Source organism: Methylocystis sp. (assembly GCF_051061225.1).
Taxonomy (GTDB): Bacteria; Pseudomonadota; Alphaproteobacteria; order Rhizobiales; family Beijerinckiaceae; genus Methylocystis.
In genome coordinates this window covers 1-21,451 of sequence record NZ_JBPFEB010000054.1, presented here as the reverse complement: position 1 = coordinate 21,451, position 21,451 = coordinate 1, and the positions used below count along the sequence as shown (strand labels likewise).

Sequence of the window (21,451 nt, the reverse complement as noted above, 5' to 3'; positions counted from 1 at the left end):
TTCCTGTGACGGCATCGTACAAAGTACCTGCGCGACACACCGGCTCCGCCGACGCCCCCCCAGCAGAGGCGAAAGTGATCAGGGCGACGCTGAGCGACAGCCGTGAAAAAAGCTTTACAGCAACCATTTTGACCTCCCAATTGAGCCTATTCTCCGTGTAGCACTTGCATACAAAGCCGCAAGCCGTATGGCCGCCCAGAACAGTGCTCAGGCACACAAGTTTGGCGTATGGTTGCAGAATTGCAACAAGGTAGTGAGTATTTTTACGTATTTGGCGGGCCGTGAAGGACACTCCTAAGCGTTGACGTGATACATCTTTGCAAAGCTTAGCCGGGTTCCAGCCTCGGGTGGTTGCCCGTGATTGGTATCTCAAACCGCGCAGCGTCGTCGTCGCCACTCCTTGAGTTTGGCGAAGAGGTTTCGCTCTTGTGGCGTTTTTAGTAGCACCCAGTGTCGTCGAGATGCATCTTGCGGCTTCTGGTTGGCGGAACCAGCCACTGTCCCAACCGCCGTATGAGCAACCGGGACGGTTCCACGCCCCGAAGACGACCTGTTAGCTGCTGTGACAGCTATAAACGCTGGCTTTGGGACAGCGAAAGGACCGCTCGCGAATGGCTCGGGCGGCATGAAAAGGAAGGGCCGGCAGGGCTCGAGAATAGCTCCTTGCGACCCAAGGCTATGGCTAACTGCGCCGGAAAGCCTTGGCTGGCGTCGATCGAATGGCTGCGGCGGGAGTATCGTCTGAGGCGAGGAAATCGCCGAGAAGCTGTCGATGGCCCGCTCCACAGTTGCCGGCTGGCGCACGCGCTTGGGCCTCGGCGGGCTGGGGCCCTCGAACAGAAAGCGCCTGTTCGCCGCTCTCAGCGGGAGCGCCCCGGCGAGCTGGAGCGCCCCGGCGAGCTACTGCATCTTGACATCGAGAAGCTCTCACGCTCTGATGGGCTCGGCCTGAGCAAGGGCATTGTGGCCATCGCCGACGCTACAAGGCTGGCCTCTGTGGAAGTCTTGCCCGGCGAGAGGAAGCAATTGATAATAGGCTTTCAAGTTCGCGCGCTTCGCTGATTCAGGGCGCGCAGCGTCAAGGTTGAGCGGTTATGGCCCGAGAAGAATCGAGCTATGTCGCAAAGCTCTTCCGCATAGCCTTGCGCACCCTGGATAAGTTTTTCAGGCTTCCTTTGCGGAATGGGGAATGACGTATGGATTACGAAACGCATCTTTCGTCGCGTGGCTTTCGATCGAGCCTTTCGCGTCTGTGCATCGCCTCCACTGTCATGTTCGCGGCTGGCGGGGGTGACTATGCAATTGCAGCCGAGGCCCTCCCGACCGAGACCGTGCTTTACAGCTTCAAAAACGGGAACGACGGCGGCCAGCCTTCCTCCGGTGGGCTCGTTTTTCACAACCGCGCGCTCTACGGCACGACTACCTATGGCGGGACCTTGAACACGGGCGTAGTCTTCCAACTGTCGCCGCCGGTCGATCCGACAGCGCCGTGGACCGAGACCGTGCTTTACGGTTTTCAAGGCGGAGCCGACGGCTTTAATCCGTACGACGACAGCCTTGTCTTCGACACCAACGGCGCGCTCTACGGCACGACAAGTGGGGGAGGGACGAACCCCGGACCAAGCTCGCCCGGCGGCACCGTGTTCAAGCTGACGCCGCCAGTAGCGCCGGCGACCGCATGGACTAAGACCACGCTTTGGACCTTCGGGTCCGGCAGCGACGGCTCCGTCCCCTACACCGGCGTGATTTTCGACACCAGTGGCGCTCTTTATGGCGTAACGGCGGCGGGAGGGGCCCACGGTCAGGGCACGGTCTTCAAGCTAACGCCGCCAGTCGCGGCCGGGACGGGATGGACCGAGACCGTGCTATATCACTTTGCCGGCGGCAGCGACGGTGCCGCCCCGATCGGCGGTCTCATCTTCTACAACGGCGCGCTCTATGGCACGACGCGTGCGGGAGGAGCCGCGAACAACGGCGGCACCGTGTTCAAGTTGACGCCGCCAGTAGCGCCGGCGACGACGTGGATCAAGACCACGCTCTGGACCTTCGGGTCTGGCAGCGACGGCTCCCTCCCCTACGCTGGCGTAATCTTCGACACCGATGGCGCTCTTTATGGCCTAACGGCGGCGGGGGGAGCCTACGGCCAGGGCGCGGTGTTCAAGTTGACGCCGCCGGTCGCGGCCGGGACGGCATGGACCGAGACCGTGCTATACCCCTTTGCCGGCGGCAGCGATGGCGCCGCCCCGATGGCCAGCCGCCTTATCTTCGATACCAACGGCGCGCTCTACGGCACGACGCATGGGGGAGGAACCTCGAACGGCGGTGCCGTGTTCAAGTTGACGCCACCAGTAGCGCCGGGGACGACGTGGACCGAGATCGTGCTCTACCGCTTCAAGGGGAGTGGGGGCGATGCCGCCACGCCTGCCGGCGGCGTTGTCTTCGACACCAAGGGAGCTCTCTACGGCATGACGTCGTCGGGAGGGACAGCGAACGCCGGCGCGGTGTTCAAATTGCAGTGGCGGAATTGGCTTCAAAGACTAATCGCTGGCTGGCAATGAAGACCGAGTCTTTTTTGCGGAACCGCGACCCCTCACTCGCAACTGTGGCGGTTCCATTGGGAACCTGATATAAAAAATGGCGCTCGACGCCGGAAGTTTTATGAGTACCGAAACGCACGCATCTCCATCTTGGCCAAAGGCTCAGCTCTTTTAGGCCGGATACGTTGACGCAGACGGATCGTTGGTGAGCGCGCAACGAGCGCCTCGTTCAGATCATCAAGGAGATGCAGCGTCATCGCTTTGGGCGCCGCGCGGAGACGCTCCCTGAAGACCAAATGCTGCTCGCGCTCGAAGAGGTCGAGCAGACGGAAGCGGCCGCGGAAGTAGAAGCCGGCTCTGCGCCTGAGCGTGAGAAGGCGGCGAGAAAGCGCCGCAGGAACCGCGGCGCGCTGCCCGCCCATCTGTCACGCATCGAGACCGTCGTCGATATCGAGGACAAGGCCTGCCCGTGCTGCAAGGGCGCGTTGCACCAGATCGGCGAAGATGTTTCCGAGCGGCTTGATGTCGTTCCGGCGCAGTTCCGGGTGCTCGTGACGCGCCGGCCCAAATACGCCTGCCGGGCCTGTGAGGGCGCGGTGGTGCAGGCGCCCGCTCCGGCGCGGCTGATCGAGGGCGGCCTGCCGACCGAGGCGACGGTCGCCCATGTGCTCGTCTCCAAATACGCGGATCACCTTCCCCTCTACCGCCAGGCCCAGATCTACGCCCGGCAGGGGATCGCGCTGGACCGTTCGACGCTCGCCGACTGGGTCGGACGCGCCGCTTGGCACTTGCGGCCCCTGCACGAGCGCCTCCTAGAACACGTCAGGTCGTCCACGAAAATTTTCGCCGACGAGACGAGGGCGCCGGTGCTCGACCCAGGACGGGGGCGCACCAAGACCGGCCAGCTCTGGGCTTACGCGAGGGACGATCGGCCATGGGGCGGCGCCGATCCGCCACTCTCCGTCTATGTCTATGCGCAAAACCGCAAATCCGAGCAGCCGCTCGCTCATCTCGCCGGCTTTGCGGGCGTCGTCCAGGTCGATGGCTACGCCGGCTATCGGGCGCTGGCGCAGAAGAACAGCGTATCGCTCGCCTTCTGTTGGGCGCACGTTCGTAGGCGCTTTTACGAGCTCGCCGCAGCGGGGCTCGCGCCGATCGCCAGCGAGGCGCTCGAGCGGATCGGCGCGCTCTATTCCATTGAAAGCCAAATCCGCGGTCAAAATCCCGATGAGCGTCGTGATGCGCGCCAGGAAAAATCCCGCCTGGTCCTCGCGGAACTTGAACCCTGGCTGCGCGAGAAACTCGCGCTCATCAGCCAAAAGACGAAGCTTGCCGAAGCTATCCGCTATGCCCTGTCGCGCTGGGACGGCCTGACGCGTTTCCTCGACGACGGGCGCATCGAGATCGACTCCAACATTGTCGAGCGTGCAATCCGTCCCATTGCCCTTAATCGCAAGAACGCGCTCTTCGCCGGCTCGGATGGCGGGGCCGAGAACTGGGCGATCGTCGCCTCGCTCATTGAAACGTGCAAGCTCAATGGCGTCGATCCCCACGTCTACATGACCGACGTGCTCATCAAGATCGTCGAGGGTCATCTCGTGAGCAAGCTCGACGAACTCATGCCATGGGCCTACGCGCCGCCCGTCGAACTCAAAGACGTGGCCTGAGAACAGCGGTTACGCTCGACGAAGACGACAGACGTCTCCGCCACGGCCGCCTTCTGAGCCTCCCGACGCCAGCGAAACACCTGCTGCACGCTCACGCTGTGGGCTCTGGCGACCACCGAGACGTTCCCGCCCGGTGCGCTTGCCTCGGCGACGATCATTTCCTTCGCCGCGAGAGACCATGTGCGACGCGTTCGCGCCGGGCTCGCATCCAAAAACCTGAAACGTTCTGTCTCAGGCGATCCGCTATGCGCTCTACCGGTGGGAAGGGCTGACGCGTTTTGTTCAGGCCCATTGCACTCGATCGGAAGAATGCCCTCTTCGCAGGATCAGCCGAGGCAGCTCCAGCTGCTCATCTGGCGATATCGCAACAAATGAGGGAGTTTTGTAGCTTATTTTCAGATCTCCGACTCCGTCGCCGCCTCGCGTCGGCTTCACAGCGGACACCGTCCTGCTGCAGGTCTTACTGCCGGATTACTAGCGGCGCCCCCCGGGGCATAGTTGCTGAGCTGGGAGCACACCGCTGGTGATCAGCCGATAGACAGTCGCGCGACTCAAGATCGCCGCTTGGTTTTCCTTGTCGCGATAGGCGTACGTGATGAGAACCTCGACTCCTTCGTTCTTGCAAGTTGCAATGAACTTCTTGCACAGCCGAGCCCATATGGGTTTAAATCCTCAATCTTTTCGAGAACTAATCATTCAGTTCCTACGTATTGTTCGCAGTCGCCGCACGGACGAACATCGCCAGACGTCCTGTCTGCGGAGATGGGCTCACGGTCGAATTTCCGGCCATAGTGATCGTCTTGGCAACATTGTCGACGGCGGTTATCTGGGCATTAGCAGCCGACACCATGGCGTAATACTGCGCGTTGCCGACATAGACGAAATCATTGGCCTGAACGCCCTGCGTCGCGGACACGATATGCGTTGACGAACCGTCAGGACGCGCAACGGCGGTGATAACATTGCTGCCAGAGGTGAATGTTCCATTCGTCCCGAACATTGGCGTATAGCGGCGGCAGTTGGCGACGAAGAATGAGCCTGTCGCTCCAATAGTCGGGATTAGATTTCCTGATGAGTCTATGTTGGTATAGGCGATCAGAGAGAGGATATTGCCTGTGCGTCCCGCGACGAGGAACAAGGTGAATGTCGTCTGATCGACGACGATATCTCCAACGTCGCCGCCTTTCTGAGCAAAATCCGTTGGAGAGAACCCGACCGAGCTGGTTAGATCGACTGTTACCGTGCGGCCTGTCTGAGAGATGGAGGCGGCCGTCGCCTTGTCGTAAGAGAAAGTCTGATGGTTGATTTCGAAGCCGGGCACGTCTCCGGTCCAGCCAACCATGCGGGCATATATCGGAATGCCGAACTGTCGGCTGCCCTGCACGTCGAATTTGTTTTGCCACCCTGAACCAGCGGAAGCGCCAGTGGTCATGTCATATTGGTTGGCAAAGACATTGAATTGATGCACGCGAGTGATTAGCGTCGTATTGCCAGTCACGACAATGCCACGCGTCGCATTCAGCGCATTCTTTTCATAAAGCTTGTTGGTGGCTGTCCCAGAAAGCACCGTGACGTTCTCAAACGAGAACGCGTTGGCTTGGCCCTTGAACAGCAGAAACAAAGATGTGTCGATATTGAACTGACAATCCTTGAACACCGCGCCAGAGCCGCCAACCGCATCATAGACAGCGGTAGGCACACCTCTGGAGCCCCACGAACTTTGAAAATTGAAGTTGCAGCCTGTAAACTTGGCGGATGTCAGCGAATTATTCGCCGTCGTCGAGCCATAGCCAAGCGAATAGATATCTTCCCCGTAGCAATTATCCAGCGTCAACATGCCGCCAGAGCCCAACGTCGCGACTCTAAGCGCATAGATTGTCGAATTGAATTCTACGCTGTCGCACTTGATCGAAGGCATTCCCTGCTGGAGGCCATGTGTAACCGTTGTAATGCAAGTGTGGACACGGGTGAAGAGAGAGTCACGGATCGCGACGAGTCGGCTCTGTGTTTGTCCAATCGACACACCATAGAGACAGTGAGAAATGAAGCAACCGCGTAGTTTGGTGTAATCACCGCTGTTGTCGTTATTCGGCTTGACCATGACGCCGACGACAAAGCCGGTGATATTGACGTTATCGAGGTAAACCTGTGACGTGTACGAAAACCTGTTATACTGCCTAGGCGCAGGAAGGCCGAACATAGGCCCAAGCCACGAGGGGTAGTTTACTGTAGGATATGTAGTCGCATGAGGAGCGCCTGAATATGGATCAATCGCAATGGCGCAATGCGGCGCATACTGCGAATAGGCGTTGGCCGGGAATGCCGGGTCCTGCCATGTGGTCACGTCGACGTCGTAGAACGCTGGCGGGTGGGCGCCGAGACTGTTGGACTGTATAAAGGAGTAATGGTTGCCGCGGAACGACATATCGCGAATGTAGACAGCCTCACCGCCGCTGATCGCTATCGCCGGCCGATCATTGTTCGAGGGCTTGAGAAGCGTCCCGGCGAACCCGCCAACGCCGCCAGACGCGCCAAGGTGGAGTTTTCCATCTCCTTGCAGGATGACCTGGCTATAGGAGCCATAACCATAGCCAACATGGAGCGTGTCATTTGTCACATAGACGCCGGACGGGAAATAGACCACGCCGTCAGGATAAGGGCCGATTGGCGCAGGCTGGACCTTCTTGCGGTAGATTACCCAGTCGATTGCTGCCTGGATCGCGGGCTGATCATTCGTGACTCCGTCGCCCTTCGCGCCGAACCAGCGAACATTGACCGGGCCGCTATGGAGGCGAATCCAAGCTGCGGAGCCATTGCCGCCCTTTGGCAGGATTACTGTGCCGCCGTTGTCCACATAGGAGCCGGGCTTTGCGCCCGTCACACCCCGGAACATACCCTCGCCCCCGTCGCCAGGGGCGTGGTAACCGCTGAGAGTGATTTCGGATGCCGGAGAGGGCTCGATAACCCTCAGGCCCGCCAACGTCATGACGCGCGCGACCTCGCTGGTCTGTCTGTCGATCGGCGAGCTTGTCTGAGAGGCTACTGCTGCAGCTTGTACGAAGTTGCGACGAGAGATCATTAGATCAGCGACTTCGGATATCAAATCGCCGTAAAATTCCTTCTCCGCCATCTAACTCTCCTGAAGCAAAGGTTGGCCAACCCAAGTCACCATAAAACGGATTTTTTGAAGGTTTGATTCCTGATCGCTATCTGCTTAAGCAGAGTTTCTCGTTTACTCTCAATTGGACACCATCATTCTCGGACCCACAGGGGGGACCGGATGCGCGGGTTCTCCTCAAGCGCCGTTGTTTGTTGATTACTGCTGAGGGGGGACTGAATGCGAGTTTTCCTTATAATAAGGAGGCGTCCGCGATTAGGAGGACAATAAGATATCATAGCCTGGTCGTAAAACGAAATACTAGCCAAGGAGAACATATGAAAATTCTGATCACCGGCGGGGCCGGCTTTATCGGTTCTGCTGTAGCGCGTCGGCTGATTTCTGACACCGAGGCCAGGATCCTCGTTTATGACAGGCTGACATACGCCGGGAATCTCGACTCGCTCGCGCCCATTGCGCAAGATCGGCGCTATGCCTTCCGGCGCGCGGATATTTGCGACCTCGCCGCGGTCGCCGCGGCCTTTGCGGATTTCCAGCCCGATATCGTCATGCATCTTGCCGCGGAAAGCCACGTCGATCGGTCGATTGACGGCCCGGTGGCCTTCATCGAAACCAATCTCGTCGGCTCCTTCAGCATGCTCGACGCCGCCCTCGCCTATTGGCGCGCCTTGCCGAAGGCGAGAGCGGAAGCGTTGCGTTTCATGCATATTTCGACGGACGAAGTCTTCGGCACATTGGGGCCGACGGGCCTGTTTCGGGAGGATACGCCCTACGCGCCGAATTCTCCCTACTCAGCGTCAAAGGCCGGATCGGACCATCTGGTGCGCGCCTGGCGCGAGACCTATGGACTGCCGACAATTGTGACCAATTGTTCGAACAACTACGGACCCTATCACTTTCCCGAAAAACTGATTCCGCTCACCATCCTCAACGCCATCGAGGGAAAGCCCCTGCCGGTTTACGGGCGCGGCGAAAACATTCGTGACTGGCTTTATGTCGAGGACCATGCGGCGGCGCTGATCCTCGTGGCGCGCAAAGGGATCGTGGGCGAGTCCTATAATGTTGGCGGCCGGAACGAGAAGCGCAATATCGACGTCGTCCACGCGATCTGTGACATCCTCGATGAGCTGCGCCCCGACGCCGGCGGCTCCTACCGCAGACTGATCACTTTTGTCGAAGACCGCCCGGGCCATGATTTGCGCTATGCGATCGACTGCTCGAAAATCGAGCGCGACTTGGGATGGCGGCCGCAGCAGACCTTCGAGACGGGGCTGCGCCGCACAGTGCAATGGTATCTCGACAACCCGGCGTGGTGGCAGGCGATCCGGTCTGGAAAATATCGCGGGGAACGCCTCGGCCGCCTTGCTTAAGCCACTTTCTCGAGAGACCCCCATGCAATTCGAAGAGACTGCCATTCCCGCCGTGAAGATCGTCACGCCGAAGAAGCATACGGCGTTTGCGGAGAATGCCTCGCGCATCCGCAAAAACCTCGACATCTTCGCGCGCCGCCATCGACATCGACACCCTTTTCTTTCAAAGCCGCTGGATTCTACAAGAACTGAGCACACCGCCCAACACCGCCCCGCCGATCATCAGTGCTAAATATGGATTCCACTGTGAAAAGGCGAAATCGCGGCACAAACTATGGCCTCTAAAAATCGGTTGGGTTGGGATGGACCTGTTCTCAACCTTCGTATGGAATCAAAACATAGTCACCGCGTTCGGAAGAGTTTGTTTCGTCGACCGGTTCACATTTGGCAGTTCTCATAAATCCGGATCGCCCGTGGTATATTCTAAGTATGTTCACGGGATACGGGATTAGTTTCCCGGCTAAAGATAAAACGTCGCCGAAGCTCTTTGTGCCTCCACCGTATTCAAACCAGATGATAGGGCGGTAGCGACGAATGGATTGCGAAAGACCGGCCAAAACCTCCGGTTCAAGCCCCTGGACATCGATCTTGATCGCATCAATTTGCGAAATGCCCGCGCTGGCTACAAAGGCGTCGCCGTTCTCCACACGGAGCGTGCCAATCTGTTGAAGGGGCAGATCGTACTGATCGGAAGCGAGAAAGGTCCCCAGACCGTAATTCGCCTTGTCGATTGAGAAGAAAGGCATGTCTTCCGAAACGCTGCCTAGCCCAAACTCATGAAGCGTAATATTTGTTGCTTTGTTGATGAAGACATTCCGTTTGAACTGCGCGCATACCGCAGGATTAGGCTCGAATGAATGTACGTGCTGAAAATTTTTAGAAAATGCGAGCGAGTGAGTCCCGATGTTTGCCCCAACGTCCAGAATAACTCGGCGTCGGTCACTACCTATCATCGATAGAAAGAGCGCGATCAGATCGCCCTCGTAATGGCCAAACAAGTAAACTTGCCGATCAAGGAATGATCTGACGTTGCCTGCAAGCTTGATGCCGTCATTATCGACGACAAATGTACCGTCATGATCAGGAGGAGCCAAGTAATTTGTTATTCTTCCCCATCCCGGCACATTTCTTAGACCTCTAAAATACCGTGCAAGCCTATAGCCAAAAAGCGGGGGATGGATTTCTGACTGCATAATGACAATCCTAAATCAGAGGCTAAGCCATAAAGAGGCAAGGCGGTTAAGCCAAACCCCGCTACCTCTCGTTCGAGTTTCTTTGATGTGCAATTGTTACCGCACACGGGGCGACGAAAGCAACAGCACCGAAAACAAAAAAAAAGCTCCTGAGCGTGTCGACAGCGCGGCCCCTCTGGGCTCCCCGTGAGCGGCAACGCGACCGTGCTTCTTGGCTTCGTGGGCAAATCGTGCGCTACGTATTATTCGGCGTCAGCGGCCGAACTAGCAGCCCTTTTCCGGTCCTCATAAAACTTCCGGCGTCGAGCGCTCGCAGGGTTTCGACAGCGCAGGCTGCGTCATAGCCGGTGAGCGCGAAAGCCGCACACGCACGGGAAAACCAAGCAACGCGATTCCTCGCCCCCTGTTTTTACCGAGCTTTTGAAGCTTATGATTTCGATCCGACCGCCCGGCGGACGCCTATCCGGTTGCCCACAAGCGGTCGAGCTCAAAGTCAGTCCAGCAGGCGGGCGAATCCCGGCTTTTTGCCGGCCCCCACGCTCCCAGGAAATTTGCGAACTTACTGATGGCTGAGCGGCAAAGGCGGAATCACCGGCGGCGGATTATTATTGCTGCTGAAAGCTCCCGATGCTCCAAGGCCGGCGATCGTGCCACCAACAACAAGCGCGGCGGCGCCAACGGCCAAAGCGGTATTATCCCCACAGAAGGGGACGCCGCCACTGCAACCAAGGTCATCGCCACCGCCACAACGCGCTGGCCGTTTCGACACCGGGTCAATCACGGGCCTTCCGGTGACGGCGTCATACAAAACACCTGCGCGACATACCGGCTCCGCCGACGCTCCCCCAACAGAGGCGAAAGTGATCAGCGCGACGCTGAGCGACAGTCGTGAAAAAAGCTTTACAGCAACCATTTTGACCTCCCAATCAAGCCTTCTTTCCGTGTAACATGCGCATACGAAGCCGCAAGCCGGACGGGCCCCAAAACAATGTTCAGACGCAAAGGTTTGGTGTATGGTCGCACAATTGCAAACACTTAATCACTTATCTAGCCTGCTGAATTACACTTTATCGTTGACGTCACGTACGTATTTGCGAAGCTTAGCCGGGTTGGTGTCTCAAATTACGCACCGCGTCGTTGGCAGCCCTTGAGTTCGGCGAAGAGGTTTTGCTCTTGTGTTTGTTTTCAGTAGCGCCCCGTGTTGGCAGGCGGCGCAAGTCGCGGGGGTCAGGGCAATGGGGGCGTGATAGGGTTCCAAAAAAGAGGGGTCTCAGGCTGGCCCATGCCGAGGCTAGGGGCAGGCGAGAGTTGCGGTGATTCGCCGCTGTAGACAAATGACCGCGCTTTATGAGAATTCTTGCAAAGACAGAAGGCGCGCATGTCCTTCAATGTCCCGACGGTCAGGTGCAGGTTTTGCGGGATCCGGAAACCTACGCTTTATGGGCTTCTGGTGGATTGTTCAGAGGAGCGGGTTGTGCTGCTGAGATCATTTATTGAAAGCCTAATGAGAGGTCGGCGGGTCAAACGGCGCCTTCCTAACGGTGTGTTAATCTACGTGTCGCCTGAAAGCCAACTTAAGTATCTCAAGCGAAATTTCGACGCCGATCTGTCTGAGTTAGCGGACAGGTTTGTTACGAATTCATCAGTCGTTTGGGATGTAGGTGCGAACTGTGGCGTCATGGCTTTCAATGCGGCGAAGGCGCGTCAGATCGTGGCGATTGAGGCCGACCCTTTTCTCGCCTCCCTCATTCAGGATTCCGTAGCGCTCAGCGGTGTGCAAGTTGCCGTCGTGACCGCTGCCGCTTTCTCGCGTCTATCGCTAGCTGAATTCTCAATCGCGCGCCGGGGTCGAGCATCCAATTACCTCACGGCCGTTGGCGGACATTCGCAGTCCGACGGCGAGCGCTCGCGTTTCATTGTGCCCACAATAACGCTGGACAGTTTGCTTGAGCGTTTCGATCCCCCGACATTCATAAAACTGGATGTTGAGGGTGCCGAAATCGATGTGCTGGAAGGCGCCTCTCGCGTTCTGAATGAAGCGCGCCCAATCCTCTATTTTGAGGCCGCAGCGTCAACCATTGATCGCTGCAATCAGATTCTTGCTTTGGCGGGTTACAGAGTAAAACAGGGCACGGATATGAACTGGCTTGCCGAGCCTCGGTGAGGCGGGCAAATTCGTCTTTGTTTCATGTGCAAAGGATTCCCTTCTCGAAACGTAGGTTTTTTGAGAGCAAACTGATGCGCCAACACAATTATTCCGTCTATCAGTGCCCGAATATCCTTCAACATCGCGATTTTTCGCAGGCTCTCGAGAAAGCAGAAGCGGGATGAGTTATGCCGCGCACCATGCGAGCCTCCGCTATCCAAGCGGAGGCTCGGGTGATGGCATTCTCTTAGTTATTGTCCACCGCTGAGGGGAAGTAGCAGTCACTCGATTTCCTTCGGATCGTGCGGCCGCCCTTATCCTGATGTGGCCTCTGTCATTATGGGAGCTTTCGAACGCAAATAGCGCTTGCATGCTGAATTTACAGGCCGCTCGATGAATTTAAATATGACGACGCCAGTGAGCACTGTTGAGGCAACGACGAGCGCCGCTACAGCGTCATTAGGTAAGAAAATAAGATGGGATTTGTATAACTTATACGAGGCGGATATAGTAAAGACCTGAATAAGATAGATGCTGTAAGAGGCATCACCTATTAGGCTTAAAGTCCGCTGGTACGCTTGTTCGAACCAACACACTGATAGAACAATTAGGGCAGAAGGTACGCCCCAAAAAACGACTCTGCTGTAGCCCATGAGATCATCCACCGGCGAGAAAAACCTAGATGATATGAGCATTACGCCGCCAAGTATAAATAAAGTCCAGCCTAAACGAAATTGTCTCCATCTCTTGAATACAAGACCGCAAAACATTCCAAACACAAATTCCAGCATTATCGGGTTTGAGAACCCGAGAAATACGAGGGCAAATATGGTCGAAGTCATGACTAATACAGAGATACTGAAATCTTTGATCAAAAGACCAACCGCAAACATCGAGTAGAAAATCATCTCATATTCAAGAGACCACCCTACATACATGACAGGCAATCGACCTGCGCTGATTTGAGATGAAAAAAATAACGACGATATCACCCATAATGAGGGCATTCCTTCTGTATTGAATATCTTTGGCATAAACCAAAATAAGGTGCATACAAGGAGCGTGAGGATCCAATAAAGGGGTGCGATGCGAGTTAGGCGGTTGAGAAAAAACTCATAGGCACTTCTTTTATGCGACGATTGCGTATAAATCATAACGAAACCAGATATCACAAAAAAAAGGTCTACGCCACTACTTCCCCAAGCTTGAAAAAAGCCCAGGTAATGTACCGGCCGACCATAAGCTATGCCAGTGCCGATGGTATGAAATAGAACAACACTTATTGCGGCAAATGCCCGCAAATATTGGATATTGTAGAGAGTATTCATGGGCATTGACGATGCACTCCTAGAGGGTGTTATGCACTCTGGATCATGAACTCTGCGGCGCGTTTGAGCATGAGACAGGCGAGGGCGACGACGTGGAGTCCTGCGAGAGTCTGGGCATAACGCTCGTAGTCTTTGACGAGCCGCCTGCATCGGGTCGCCCAAGCGAATGAACGCCCGACCACCCAGCGCTTGGGCAACAACACGAAGCCCTTCTTGCTTCGGCGAGTTTGACAACACAAAGTTCTGCGCCCTGCGCCTTGGCCGCCTCGGTTGCGTTCTCGCCAGTGTAGCCCTGATCGACATAAATGAGCTCGACGCTCTCACCTGTTACTTCCTGCACGGCGGCGGCGAGCTTGCCGACCTCAGCGCGATCATCGACATTGGCCGGTGTGACATGAAGCGCCAGCAGATGACCCAATGTGTCCACCGCCATGTGGAGTTTCGAGCCCCGCTTTCGCTTAGCGCCGTCATAGCCTGCCCGCGGCCCGCTTTCCGGGGTCGAGCGCAAGGTGCGGCTGTCAATGATCGCCGCCGTCGGCTCTGCGGCGCGCCCGGAGGCGATGCGCAACAAGGCGCGCAGGTCCTGCGCAAGCGCCTCGAACACGCCCGCCGCCAGCCAGCGCTGCGACTGCTGATACACGGCGAACCAGGGCGGCAAGTCGTTGGGCATGGCGCGCCATGCGATGCCGTAACGCAGAACATAACGCAGGCCGTTGAACAACTCGCGCAGCGAATGCTGACGCTGTGGAGCGCCCTCGTCCATCAGGGTGAGATACGGCGCAACCAGCGACCACTCTTCGTCGGTGACATCAGATGGATAAGGTTTGCGAATCGGAGCCATCCGATTCTACTAAGCTAATCAGGCACTAAAGTACATAACACCCTCTAGGGTCCGGACCCATAAAAAGATTGGCATGAGCGCGGGGCTTCCGAAAGAGCGCCAATGATTCCTTTTCTGCCTGACGGCGCGCAGTTTTCGAAGATCTTGCCGCATCTGCCGACCGACACACGCGGCAAGGCCAGGGTCGATGATCGGCGGGTGATCAGCGGTCTCGTCCACGTCCTCAAGTCGGACGGGCGCTGGATCGATGCCCCGCCGGAATACGGGCCAAAGAAGTAGCGAAAATGTGCTTCTCGCGCTCGAATCGATGAATTTTGCCTTGACGCCGTCGCGAGCGTTTCTCCAGCAAAAATAGAGGAAACCGCGCGGCAATGGCTTTCCAAAAAGAACCTTGATCCCAACGCTCCCTCCAGCGCCATCCTGGTCGCCTGGCATCCAGACGCCCATGCCGCCGCATTTGGCTTTCCAGTTGTAGAGCGTCGCTTCGGAAACGCCATGCTTGCGCGCGAAATCGGCGGTCTTCGCGCCTGCCTTCATGCTCCTTCAGCACCCCGACGATCTCCCCTTCCGTGAAACGTGCACGCTCGTCCCTCCCCTCAAAGGCCGGACTCTAATCCCGCATGGAAAACTCTGCATTGGCAGGTCTGATGGACAATCTCGGGAGCCACAAGGGCGCGAGCGTGCGCAAGGCGATCGAAAGGAGGCTGGCGCAATCAGGAATGCGTCAACTTCTTCGAGGCGGCAGGCTATGACCCTCTTTGAGAAGAAATCCCTTTAATTCCTTTGGTAAATCACAAAATTAACGTTATCAGAGATGATGGTATAGCCTCCTGAATTCGCAAGAACATCGATCGGATATCCGTCATCGTTGAATTGGTTGTCATATTTGTCAACTTGAAAGACGTGGCGGAACTTAAAAATGATATCTGGCGGCGTAGCCGAAATATACTGAGACAACATGGACGTGTTGATGTTCCGGTAATTACTGGGTTGAAATAGCCAAATCGCATTCGTGGCAGGCTTCATATCTGTCATAAGATAGCCGGCAGGGAAATCGTAGTAAAAGATTATCGACCGGCTCTGAGCAGAAACACGGCGGACCCAGTAAGCGACATCTTCTATGAAAGCTGCCTTCTCGGGCGTCGTCCTTATGTATTTGAACGGCCCTGAAGCGACCTCCGTTGTCAGTCTTGGCAGTGCGCTATCGCAGTACACGGACGAATATTGGTAGAGAACCAGGGCACAGGCGGCGAGCGACGGAACCGCCACCCCGATCCATCGTGGGAAAACAAGTTGATGCTCCCCCTTTTGCGTCAGGAGTGCGATTAAAAGTATGAGAGAACAGATGCCCCCAGCGAGTAACCCAATTCCAACGTTGATATAACCGTTGCTACTGCTGTAGCCCATGATAGCAGCTGCCAGGCCCGATGGCACCCATACGAGCATGAAGAGTTTTTTGTGTTCAGCGTTGAGAAAGGGGTAGAGCCATACGCCGATCAGCGCCAGACCCAATACATAACCATGCCCAACATAAGCATAGGTGGCAGACCCGGGTTTCGCCGACATACCGTTAACCACGACCAATACGATCGGTAGCAGCAGCAAAGCTATCAATCGAAGTAAGTTATCGCCTTTCCTTTGAATCAGGAAAACCAAAAACCCGGATCCGAGGATGGACGGCCAGAGATAATGAAGGGTGTCCCAGATTACCCGCAGTGGTTTTCGCCAGCCGCCGCCCTGCACTCCAATGGATAAGGTATAGTCAAGATTGTTGCGAATGGCGTCCCACGTTGCATAACTCAGAAAGGGTGTCAGCGAACACAGGGCGAGGAGCGTGCCGACAAAGAACGGAAGAAATGCTCGCCGATCCGTTCGCACGAGTAAGACGAAAGCCAAAAAGGCGACTGGTACCAAAGGTAGATAGACTATCGCACCGTAAGTAAGCAACCATCCCGACAGCGCAAGGCGTAAAATGCTATTAGCCAGAACGCCCTGGGCTCCTGCAAAAAGGCCCAACGTGAGAAAACCACATGCAAGAGTGTTGTAACTAAGCCCTTGTACATTGAATGGAACAAAAGCAATAACGCATGATGCGACGAGGAGGGCCTCCGGGGTGCGGACAAACGTACGCGAAAAATAAAAGACTCCCGCGGCAACCAATAACTCGAAAACGAAGTATAAATGACGAGCATATAGGACGATGCCTTCAGCAGACCCGCGCAACAAATAAAAGATCTTAAAAAACGGATAAGAAATGAAAGAGAACATCCCGAACAAGGTCGCAAGTTCAGTCTGAAAAGGGCTGTCCCCATGGATAAATCGCCATGGTATAGCAATGAAATAAGCCTCGTCGGTGAACGAAATACCATAATAAATCCTAGCGTAACTGAGCAAAAAAATTAGAAGAGCAATTATCGCGGAGAAAGCCGCTTCTAGCCTGCCATTGCCGGCAGGCAGTTCTGACATCGGCCTGGTCAATCGACTCCTAGACGGTGTGAGAGACAAGTTCAACCCACCAATGCGTGGCGTTGATTTCTGAGGTGGCTGATCATGCTGCATTGCTTGACAGACCCTCCCGTCTCGTGGGTGCCCATGTGAGCAACTTGGCCCGAAGCGCATTTTTTCACCCATCGGATAAAAACTCACCACCACCTCCAACATCAAACATCAGCCCAAATCACGGCAAACCGCCCGAATTTTCTCGATAACCGAGGGAAGTTGTTCTTCGAGCTCCACCCACAACGGCAATCGTACCAGTCGCTCGGACAGCCGATCGGTATTCTCCATAGTACCGGCTACGCGCCCGCAACGCTGTCCGAAAGGTGAAGAGTGAAGTGGCACATAGTGAAAGACGCAGTTTACGCCTTCTTCCTTCAGTCGCTTTATAAAGGCCGTCCGCCATTCAAGGTTTTCCAGCAGGAGGTAATACATATGTGCGTTGTGCGTACAATGATTCGGCACGACGGGACGGCGTATCGAGGTCTGTCCTTCCACATCCTCAAAGGCCTCATGGTAACGTTGCCAAATAGCGAGGCGCCGCTGGGTAATGGCTTCGGATTCATTCATTTGCGCCGAGAGGAAAGCCGCGACAATTTCGCCCGGCAGGTAAGACGAGCCTATATCTACCCAAGTATATTTGTCCACCTGCCCGCGGAAGAACCGGCTTCGATTTGTCCCCTTCTCCCTAATAACCTCGGCCCGTTCAGCTAAGGCCCGGTCGTTTATCAGCAGCGCGCCTCCTTCGCCGGAAATGATATTTTTGGTCTCGTGGAATGAAAAGGTCCCCATGTGGCCGATCGAACCGAGCGGCCGCGATCGATAACTCGAAAGGATCCCTTGGGCCGCATCCTCGATCACCAGCAGCTTGTGGCGCTGCGCTATGTCCATAATTGGATCCATCTCACAGCTCACGCCACCATAATGCACCGGCACGATGGCTCGAGTTTTCTCTGTTATCGCTGATTCAATCCGCGTTTCGTCAATGTTCAGCGTATCGGGCCGGATGTCCACGAACACGGGTATCGCTCCCCGAAGCACGAAGGCATTGGCTGTGGATACGAAGGTGTAGGAGGGCAAGATCACCTCGGAACCCGGCTGGATGTCAGCCAGGATAGCGGCCATCTCCAGCGCGGCTGTGCAGGAATGGGTCAGTAATGCCTTCCGCGTCCCAGTCGTGGCCTCCAGCCACGTTTCACACCGCTTGGTGAACCGTCCGTCGCCGGCCAAGTGACCATTGGCGTGAGCCTGAGCGATGTACCATAATTCTTTGCCGGTCATATAAGGCCTATTGAACGGAACCTCGGCCATGATCAACCTTTCTTAGCGAACCCCACCGCCGTAGGAAAATAAAATGCTCAGTGCCACGCGGCGAAAACGATCGTCGACACTGAAATAGAAGGGAAACACCCAGTGTAATTGTTCATATCTGGGGGGTGTTATGCACCTTGAAGCATGAATTCTGCGGCGCGCTTGAGCATGAGACATGCGGAGGCGACGACGTGGAAGCCTGCGAGGGTCTGGGCATAGCGCTCGTAATCTTTGACGAGCCGCCTGCATCGTGTCGCCCAGGCGAATGAACGCTTGACCACCCATCGCTTGGGCAATAACACGAAGCCCTTCTTCGCCTCAGAGAGTTTGACAACGCAAAGCTCGGTGCCCTGCGCCTTTGCCGCCTCGGCCGCCTTCTCGCCGGTGTCGCCCTGATCAACATAGATGAGTTCGACGCTTTCGCCCGTCGCCCCCTGCACGGCGGCGGCGAGCTTGCCGACCTCGGCGCGGTCGTCGACGTTGGCCGGGGTGACATGCAGCGCCATTATATGGACCAATGTGTCAACCGCCATGTGCAGCTTCGAGCCGCGCTTTCGCTTTGCCCCGTCATAGCCTACTCGCGGGCCGCTCTCCGGGGTCGAGCGCAAGGTCCGGAACAGCTCGCGCAGCGAATGTTGACGCTGGGGCGCGCCTTCGTCCATGAGCGTTAGATACGGCGCAACCAACGACCACAGCTTCGTCGCCGACGTCAGACGGATACGGTTTGCGAATCGGAGCCATCCGATTCTACTAGGACAATCAATCACCAAAGTACATAACACTCTCTAGTTGCCCATGGTTGTTGGCGAGATAGAATGGGCCCGGAAAACCCAAATTTTTTGTATGAGGAAGAGCAGGACCGCCGATACAACGATGTTGCCAGCTTGAACGACTTCGTGACGCCATCCCAGCGCATCAACAAACCAATATAGGGCTGCCAGATTGCCTAGGTAACAAAGTGCATATGCTAAAACGTATCGGTTCAGGCTCCTGAACAATCGACCGCTATGCGAGAATGTCCATCGTCGCTGAAAATAGAACGTCTGGACGACTCCGACACCATATAACAGCGACATCGCGCTCTTATGCCCAACGCCGACCCCTGTGAGCAACAGGTAAAAGCAGTACAGCGCCGCATTCGATATCGCGCCGACGATGACATAACGAACCGCCTGAACAGCCCAGACGCTCATTCGGTAGGCCTCACCCAGTGAAATGTCATTTCAGGGGGGAGAAAGCGCGCGGAGAGCCTGGAATAAAGATTCAGGACGCGTACGTTACGGGCGGAAATTGTCGTGGTTATCATGATTGCCCCTTTATCACGGTGATAACGCAGCATACTCAACCAAGTGCGACGACCATAGCCCTTGCCCTGAAAGTCAGGGGCTATTGCAGTAAGATGCCAGTGTACGCGGCTGCCGCGGTCCATCTCCACGACAAAAACGCCAATGATCTGTTGACCATCTACTATTTTAAGCAATTGTTGGGTTGGGTGATTGAAGCTTGCGCGTACCCAGCGCCCATACCGCTTGTCCGCTAGCCGTGGATCCAACCGCGGGTCCATGTGATACCGCTCATGACGGAATGCTTGTTCCGCGATAGCCTGCAAGGCAGGCAAGTCCCTGTCTAAAGCAGGAACAACCGCAAGAGCTTCATCGGGCAGATTCCGTTTTTGCAAAGCTTCAAATTGTGGATGCAAGACCATCTCAATAAAGCGGAAGCCCCGGTCTTCCAAAAACATTGAGGCCGCAAGGCGTTCGTGCGACAGTCGACAACTTACGATCCGCACATCGTTCGCGGAGACCCAGGATTGAAACGCGCCATATTCCTTCTCAGCGCGTTCGGAGGCTTTGACATCAATTCGAGTGATCTGGGCTACCGGAAAACCAAATGCATCCGCATCCCAAGGCGCCAGGCGAGCCTCAAGAACAAACCCGTCGCGAGAAAGCGAAAATACTTCACGCGTCATTTTGTGAAATCATCCGCTTTTGTCCGGGACCGCACTGCATAGACAGGACGATCCATTGCCCGGGAGTGCATTCGCGCAATATATTCACCGATAATGCCGATAGAGAAGAGCTGAGCTCCTGAGAAAATTGCTATTATGGAGGCAAGGAAAGGGAAACCTGGCGGCGCGCCATCCTCCATAAAATGCCTCACAAGGACGTAAAATAATACACAAAATCCGAATAGAGCAAGGAATAACCCCGTTATGCTTGCCATTTGTAGCGGCAATGTCGAAAATCCCGTAATCATGTTGAAAGCGTGACGGACGAGTTTACTTGTTGTGTACCCCGATTCGCCTTGTGTCCGCGGCTCATGGCGGACAGTAACCGCGCCGAAATTTGTAGTGGCCCAGGTGAGTAAGACATCAATATTTACATATGAGCTTTGATAATTCGCAAATGCTTCGCGTAGTTCGGTACGGAAAGCACGAAGAGCGCTTACCTGGCGAGCCATCTCAGCCGCCATGGCTTCTTGCAGCACCCATTTGGTGACCATCGACGCGAGGTTCCGCAAAGTCCCATGCTTTTCCTCGCGTGGAGGGCCGTAAACCACATCAAAACCCTCCGCGAGCTTCGCCAGCAATTTCGGCAATTCTTCCGGTGGATGCTGCAAATCATCGTCCATTGTGATGATTATTTCGCCCCGCGCTTCGCGAATGCCGCAGAGGATTGCGTTGTGCTGGCCATAATTGCGACTCATGCGAACCCCCCGAACTCTCGGATCTTTCGCGGCCACAGCGCTGATTATTTCCCATGAGGCATCGCCGCCGCAGTCTTCGACGAAGATTATTTCGAATGTTTGATTCTCTCCCGTCAATGTCGCGAGCAGGCGACGATAGAGTTCCGGTAGGGCCGCTGCAGCGCGATAGACGGGAATGACGCAGCTGATTGCCGGCCCTCGTTTCGTCAACCTTGTCTCGTGCGTGCTAGGCATTTTTTCACTCAGCCCCTTTGCGTTGAAAATGGCCAGCGGTAGGCCGTAATTATCTCGAGGTTAGGGATATCTAGACTCTCGGTCAGGAAACACGTTGACGCCGCGTGGTGAGGACCGCCCCTAAATGGCTCGGGCGGTATGAAAAGGAAAGGTTATCGGCGCACGAAAACCGCTCGTCGCGACTCAGGACGTTTGCCAACCACACCGAAGAGCCGTGGCTGGCGATTCTACCGCTGCTACGGGAGTATCGCCTGACCGGCGAGGAGATCGCCGAGAAGCTAGCCATGGCCCGTTTCGACCGCCGCCGGCTGGCTGGCCCGTCTAGGGCTCGGCCGGTGCATCCCGCGAACCAGAAGCGGTCGTTAGCTGTGGTCTCTGAGGAGGTTGTTCACCCGAGCTGAAGGCTTGAGAGTGGTCGTTGCCACACGATGCACTCGGGACTTCTTCGGATGAACAACCCCCATAAGAATGCGCGAATGACGCCGCTTGGTCGAGCGGAAATGG

Annotated in this window: 14 protein-coding genes and 5 pseudogenes; 6 read left to right on the top strand and 13 right to left on the bottom strand. The window is 56.0% G+C overall.

Annotated elements, in window-relative coordinates; genetic code table 11:
* Positions 1 to 1,196: 1,196 nt before the first annotated feature.
* Positions 1,197 to 2,558, top strand: coding sequence for a choice-of-anchor tandem repeat GloVer-containing protein (locus ACR652_RS10575; protein WP_434506472.1), 1,362 nt, complete (start codon positions 1,197 to 1,199; stop codon positions 2,556 to 2,558).
* Between the two features lie 188 nt (positions 2,559 to 2,746).
* Positions 2,747 to 4,204: pseudogene (gene tnpC, locus ACR652_RS10570) on the top strand (IS66 family transposase); the annotation flags it as partial.
* On the opposite strand, the gene ACR652_RS10565 reads toward tnpC, so the two are convergent.
* Both ACR652_RS10565 and ACR652_RS10560 read right to left on the bottom strand, forming a co-directional pair.
* Entirely contained in the window at positions 4,168 to 4,416 is a 249-nt protein-coding gene (locus ACR652_RS10565; protein WP_434506471.1) for a transposase, read from the bottom strand. The pseudogene tnpC and the gene ACR652_RS10565 sit on opposite strands and share 37 nt — an antisense overlap.
* Before the next feature lie 491 nt (positions 4,417 to 4,907).
* Complete coding sequence (locus tag ACR652_RS10560) at positions 4,908 to 7,334, bottom strand: glycosyl hydrolase family 28-related protein (RefSeq protein WP_434506470.1); 2,427 nt, start codon at positions 7,332 to 7,334, stop codon at positions 4,908 to 4,910.
* A gap of 305 nt (positions 7,335 to 7,639) precedes the next feature.
* Here ACR652_RS10560 and rfbB point away from each other — a divergent pair, with 305 nt between their 5' ends.
* Both rfbB and ACR652_RS10550 read left to right on the top strand, forming a co-directional pair.
* Entirely contained in the window at positions 7,640 to 8,692 is a 1,053-nt protein-coding gene (rfbB, locus tag ACR652_RS10555; RefSeq protein WP_434506469.1) for a dTDP-glucose 4,6-dehydratase, read from the top strand.
* A 22-nt stretch (positions 8,693 to 8,714) separates the two neighbouring features.
* A complete protein-coding gene (locus ACR652_RS10550) occupies positions 8,715 to 8,924 on the top strand; it encodes a hypothetical protein (protein ID WP_434506468.1) in 210 nt (69 codons plus the stop codon).
* Positions 8,925 to 9,006: 82 nt separating this feature from the next.
* Here ACR652_RS10550 and ACR652_RS10545 read toward each other — a convergent pair whose 3' ends face one another.
* On the bottom strand, positions 9,007 to 9,885 hold the full coding sequence (locus ACR652_RS10545) for an FkbM family methyltransferase (protein WP_434506467.1): 879 nt from the start codon (positions 9,883 to 9,885) through the stop codon (positions 9,007 to 9,009).
* 559 nt (positions 9,886 to 10,444) lie between these two features.
* A complete protein-coding gene (locus ACR652_RS10540; RefSeq protein WP_434506466.1) occupies positions 10,445 to 10,798 on the bottom strand; it encodes a hypothetical protein in 354 nt (117 codons plus the stop codon).
* Positions 10,799 to 11,263: 465 nt separating this feature from the next.
* On the opposite strand from ACR652_RS10540, the gene ACR652_RS10535 reads away from it, so the two are divergent.
* Positions 11,264 to 12,049: an FkbM family methyltransferase gene (locus tag ACR652_RS10535; RefSeq protein WP_434506465.1), complete on the top strand. Its 786-nt coding sequence runs from the start codon at positions 11,264 to 11,266 to the stop codon at positions 12,047 to 12,049.
* A 296-nt stretch (positions 12,050 to 12,345) separates the two neighbouring features.
* Here the strand turns inward: ACR652_RS10535 and ACR652_RS10530 are convergent, their stop codons facing one another.
* Both ACR652_RS10530 and ACR652_RS10525 read right to left on the bottom strand, forming a co-directional pair.
* Positions 12,346 to 13,365, bottom strand: a complete 1,020-nt coding sequence (locus ACR652_RS10530; RefSeq protein ID WP_434506464.1) for an acyltransferase family protein — start codon at positions 13,363 to 13,365, stop codon at positions 12,346 to 12,348.
* A 23-nt stretch (positions 13,366 to 13,388) separates the two neighbouring features.
* Positions 13,389 to 14,200: pseudogene (locus ACR652_RS10525) on the bottom strand (IS5 family transposase).
* A 102-nt stretch (positions 14,201 to 14,302) separates the two neighbouring features.
* Here ACR652_RS10525 and ACR652_RS10520 point away from each other — a divergent pair.
* A pseudogene (locus ACR652_RS10520) lies at positions 14,303 to 14,476 on the top strand (transposase); the annotation flags it as partial.
* Between the two features lie 162 nt (positions 14,477 to 14,638).
* Here ACR652_RS10520 and ACR652_RS10515 read toward each other — a convergent pair.
* The 7 genes and pseudogenes from ACR652_RS10515 to ACR652_RS10485 all read right to left on the bottom strand — a co-directional run.
* Positions 14,639 to 14,759 (bottom strand): annotated as a pseudogene (locus tag ACR652_RS10515) (transposase); the annotation flags it as partial.
* A 215-nt stretch (positions 14,760 to 14,974) separates the two neighbouring features.
* Positions 14,975 to 16,678 carry a hypothetical protein gene (locus ACR652_RS10510; RefSeq protein WP_434506463.1) on the bottom strand — a complete coding sequence of 568 codons (1,704 nt, stop codon included), beginning with the start codon at positions 16,676 to 16,678 and terminating at the stop codon, positions 14,975 to 14,977.
* 189 nt (positions 16,679 to 16,867) lie between these two features.
* On the bottom strand, positions 16,868 to 18,007 hold the full coding sequence (gene rffA / locus ACR652_RS10505; RefSeq protein ID WP_434506462.1) for a dTDP-4-amino-4,6-dideoxygalactose transaminase: 1,140 nt from the start codon (positions 18,005 to 18,007) through the stop codon (positions 16,868 to 16,870).
* Between the two features lie 128 nt (positions 18,008 to 18,135).
* A pseudogene (locus tag ACR652_RS10500) lies at positions 18,136 to 18,748 on the bottom strand (transposase).
* Positions 18,749 to 18,792: 44 nt separating this feature from the next.
* Positions 18,793 to 19,200: a GtrA family protein gene (locus ACR652_RS10495; RefSeq protein WP_434506461.1), complete on the bottom strand. Its 408-nt coding sequence runs from the start codon at positions 19,198 to 19,200 to the stop codon at positions 18,793 to 18,795.
* Complete coding sequence (locus ACR652_RS10490) at positions 19,197 to 19,976, bottom strand: GNAT family N-acetyltransferase (RefSeq protein WP_434506460.1); 780 nt, start codon at positions 19,974 to 19,976, stop codon at positions 19,197 to 19,199. Before ACR652_RS10490 ends, ACR652_RS10495 begins: the two co-directional genes overlap by 4 nt.
* Complete coding sequence (locus ACR652_RS10485; protein ID WP_434506459.1) at positions 19,973 to 20,923, bottom strand: glycosyltransferase family 2 protein; 951 nt, start codon at positions 20,921 to 20,923, stop codon at positions 19,973 to 19,975. Before ACR652_RS10485 ends, ACR652_RS10490 begins: the two co-directional genes overlap by 4 nt.
* Positions 20,924 to 21,451: the final 528 nt, after the last annotated feature.

Coding starts and splice junctions, on each gene's coding strand:
- ACR652_RS10545 (WP_434506467.1), bottom strand. CDS start 9,885: ATGCAGTCAGAAATCCATCCCCCGCTTTTTGGCTATAGGCTTGCACGG.
- ACR652_RS10575 (WP_434506472.1), top strand. CDS start 1,197: ATGGATTACGAAACGCATCTTTCGTCGCGTGGCTTTCGATCGAGCCTT.
- ACR652_RS10490 (WP_434506460.1), bottom strand. CDS start 19,976: ATGACGCGTGAAGTATTTTCGCTTTCTCGCGACGGGTTTGTTCTTGAG.
- ACR652_RS10550 (WP_434506468.1), top strand. CDS start 8,715: ATGCAATTCGAAGAGACTGCCATTCCCGCCGTGAAGATCGTCACGCCG.
- ACR652_RS10560 (WP_434506470.1), bottom strand. CDS start 7,334: ATGGCGGAGAAGGAATTTTACGGCGATTTGATATCCGAAGTCGCTGAT.
- ACR652_RS10540 (WP_434506466.1), bottom strand. CDS start 10,798: ATGGTTGCTGTAAAGCTTTTTTCACGACTGTCGCTCAGCGTCGCGCTG.
- rfbB (WP_434506469.1), top strand. CDS start 7,640: ATGAAAATTCTGATCACCGGCGGGGCCGGCTTTATCGGTTCTGCTGTA.
- rffA (WP_434506462.1), bottom strand. CDS start 18,007: ATGGCCGAGGTTCCGTTCAATAGGCCTTATATGACCGGCAAAGAATTA.
- ACR652_RS10530 (WP_434506464.1), bottom strand. CDS start 13,365: ATGCCCATGAATACTCTCTACAATATCCAATATTTGCGGGCATTTGCC.
- ACR652_RS10495 (WP_434506461.1), bottom strand. CDS start 19,200: ATGAGCGTCTGGGCTGTTCAGGCGGTTCGTTATGTCATCGTCGGCGCG.
- ACR652_RS10535 (WP_434506465.1), top strand. CDS start 11,264: ATGTCCTTCAATGTCCCGACGGTCAGGTGCAGGTTTTGCGGGATCCGG.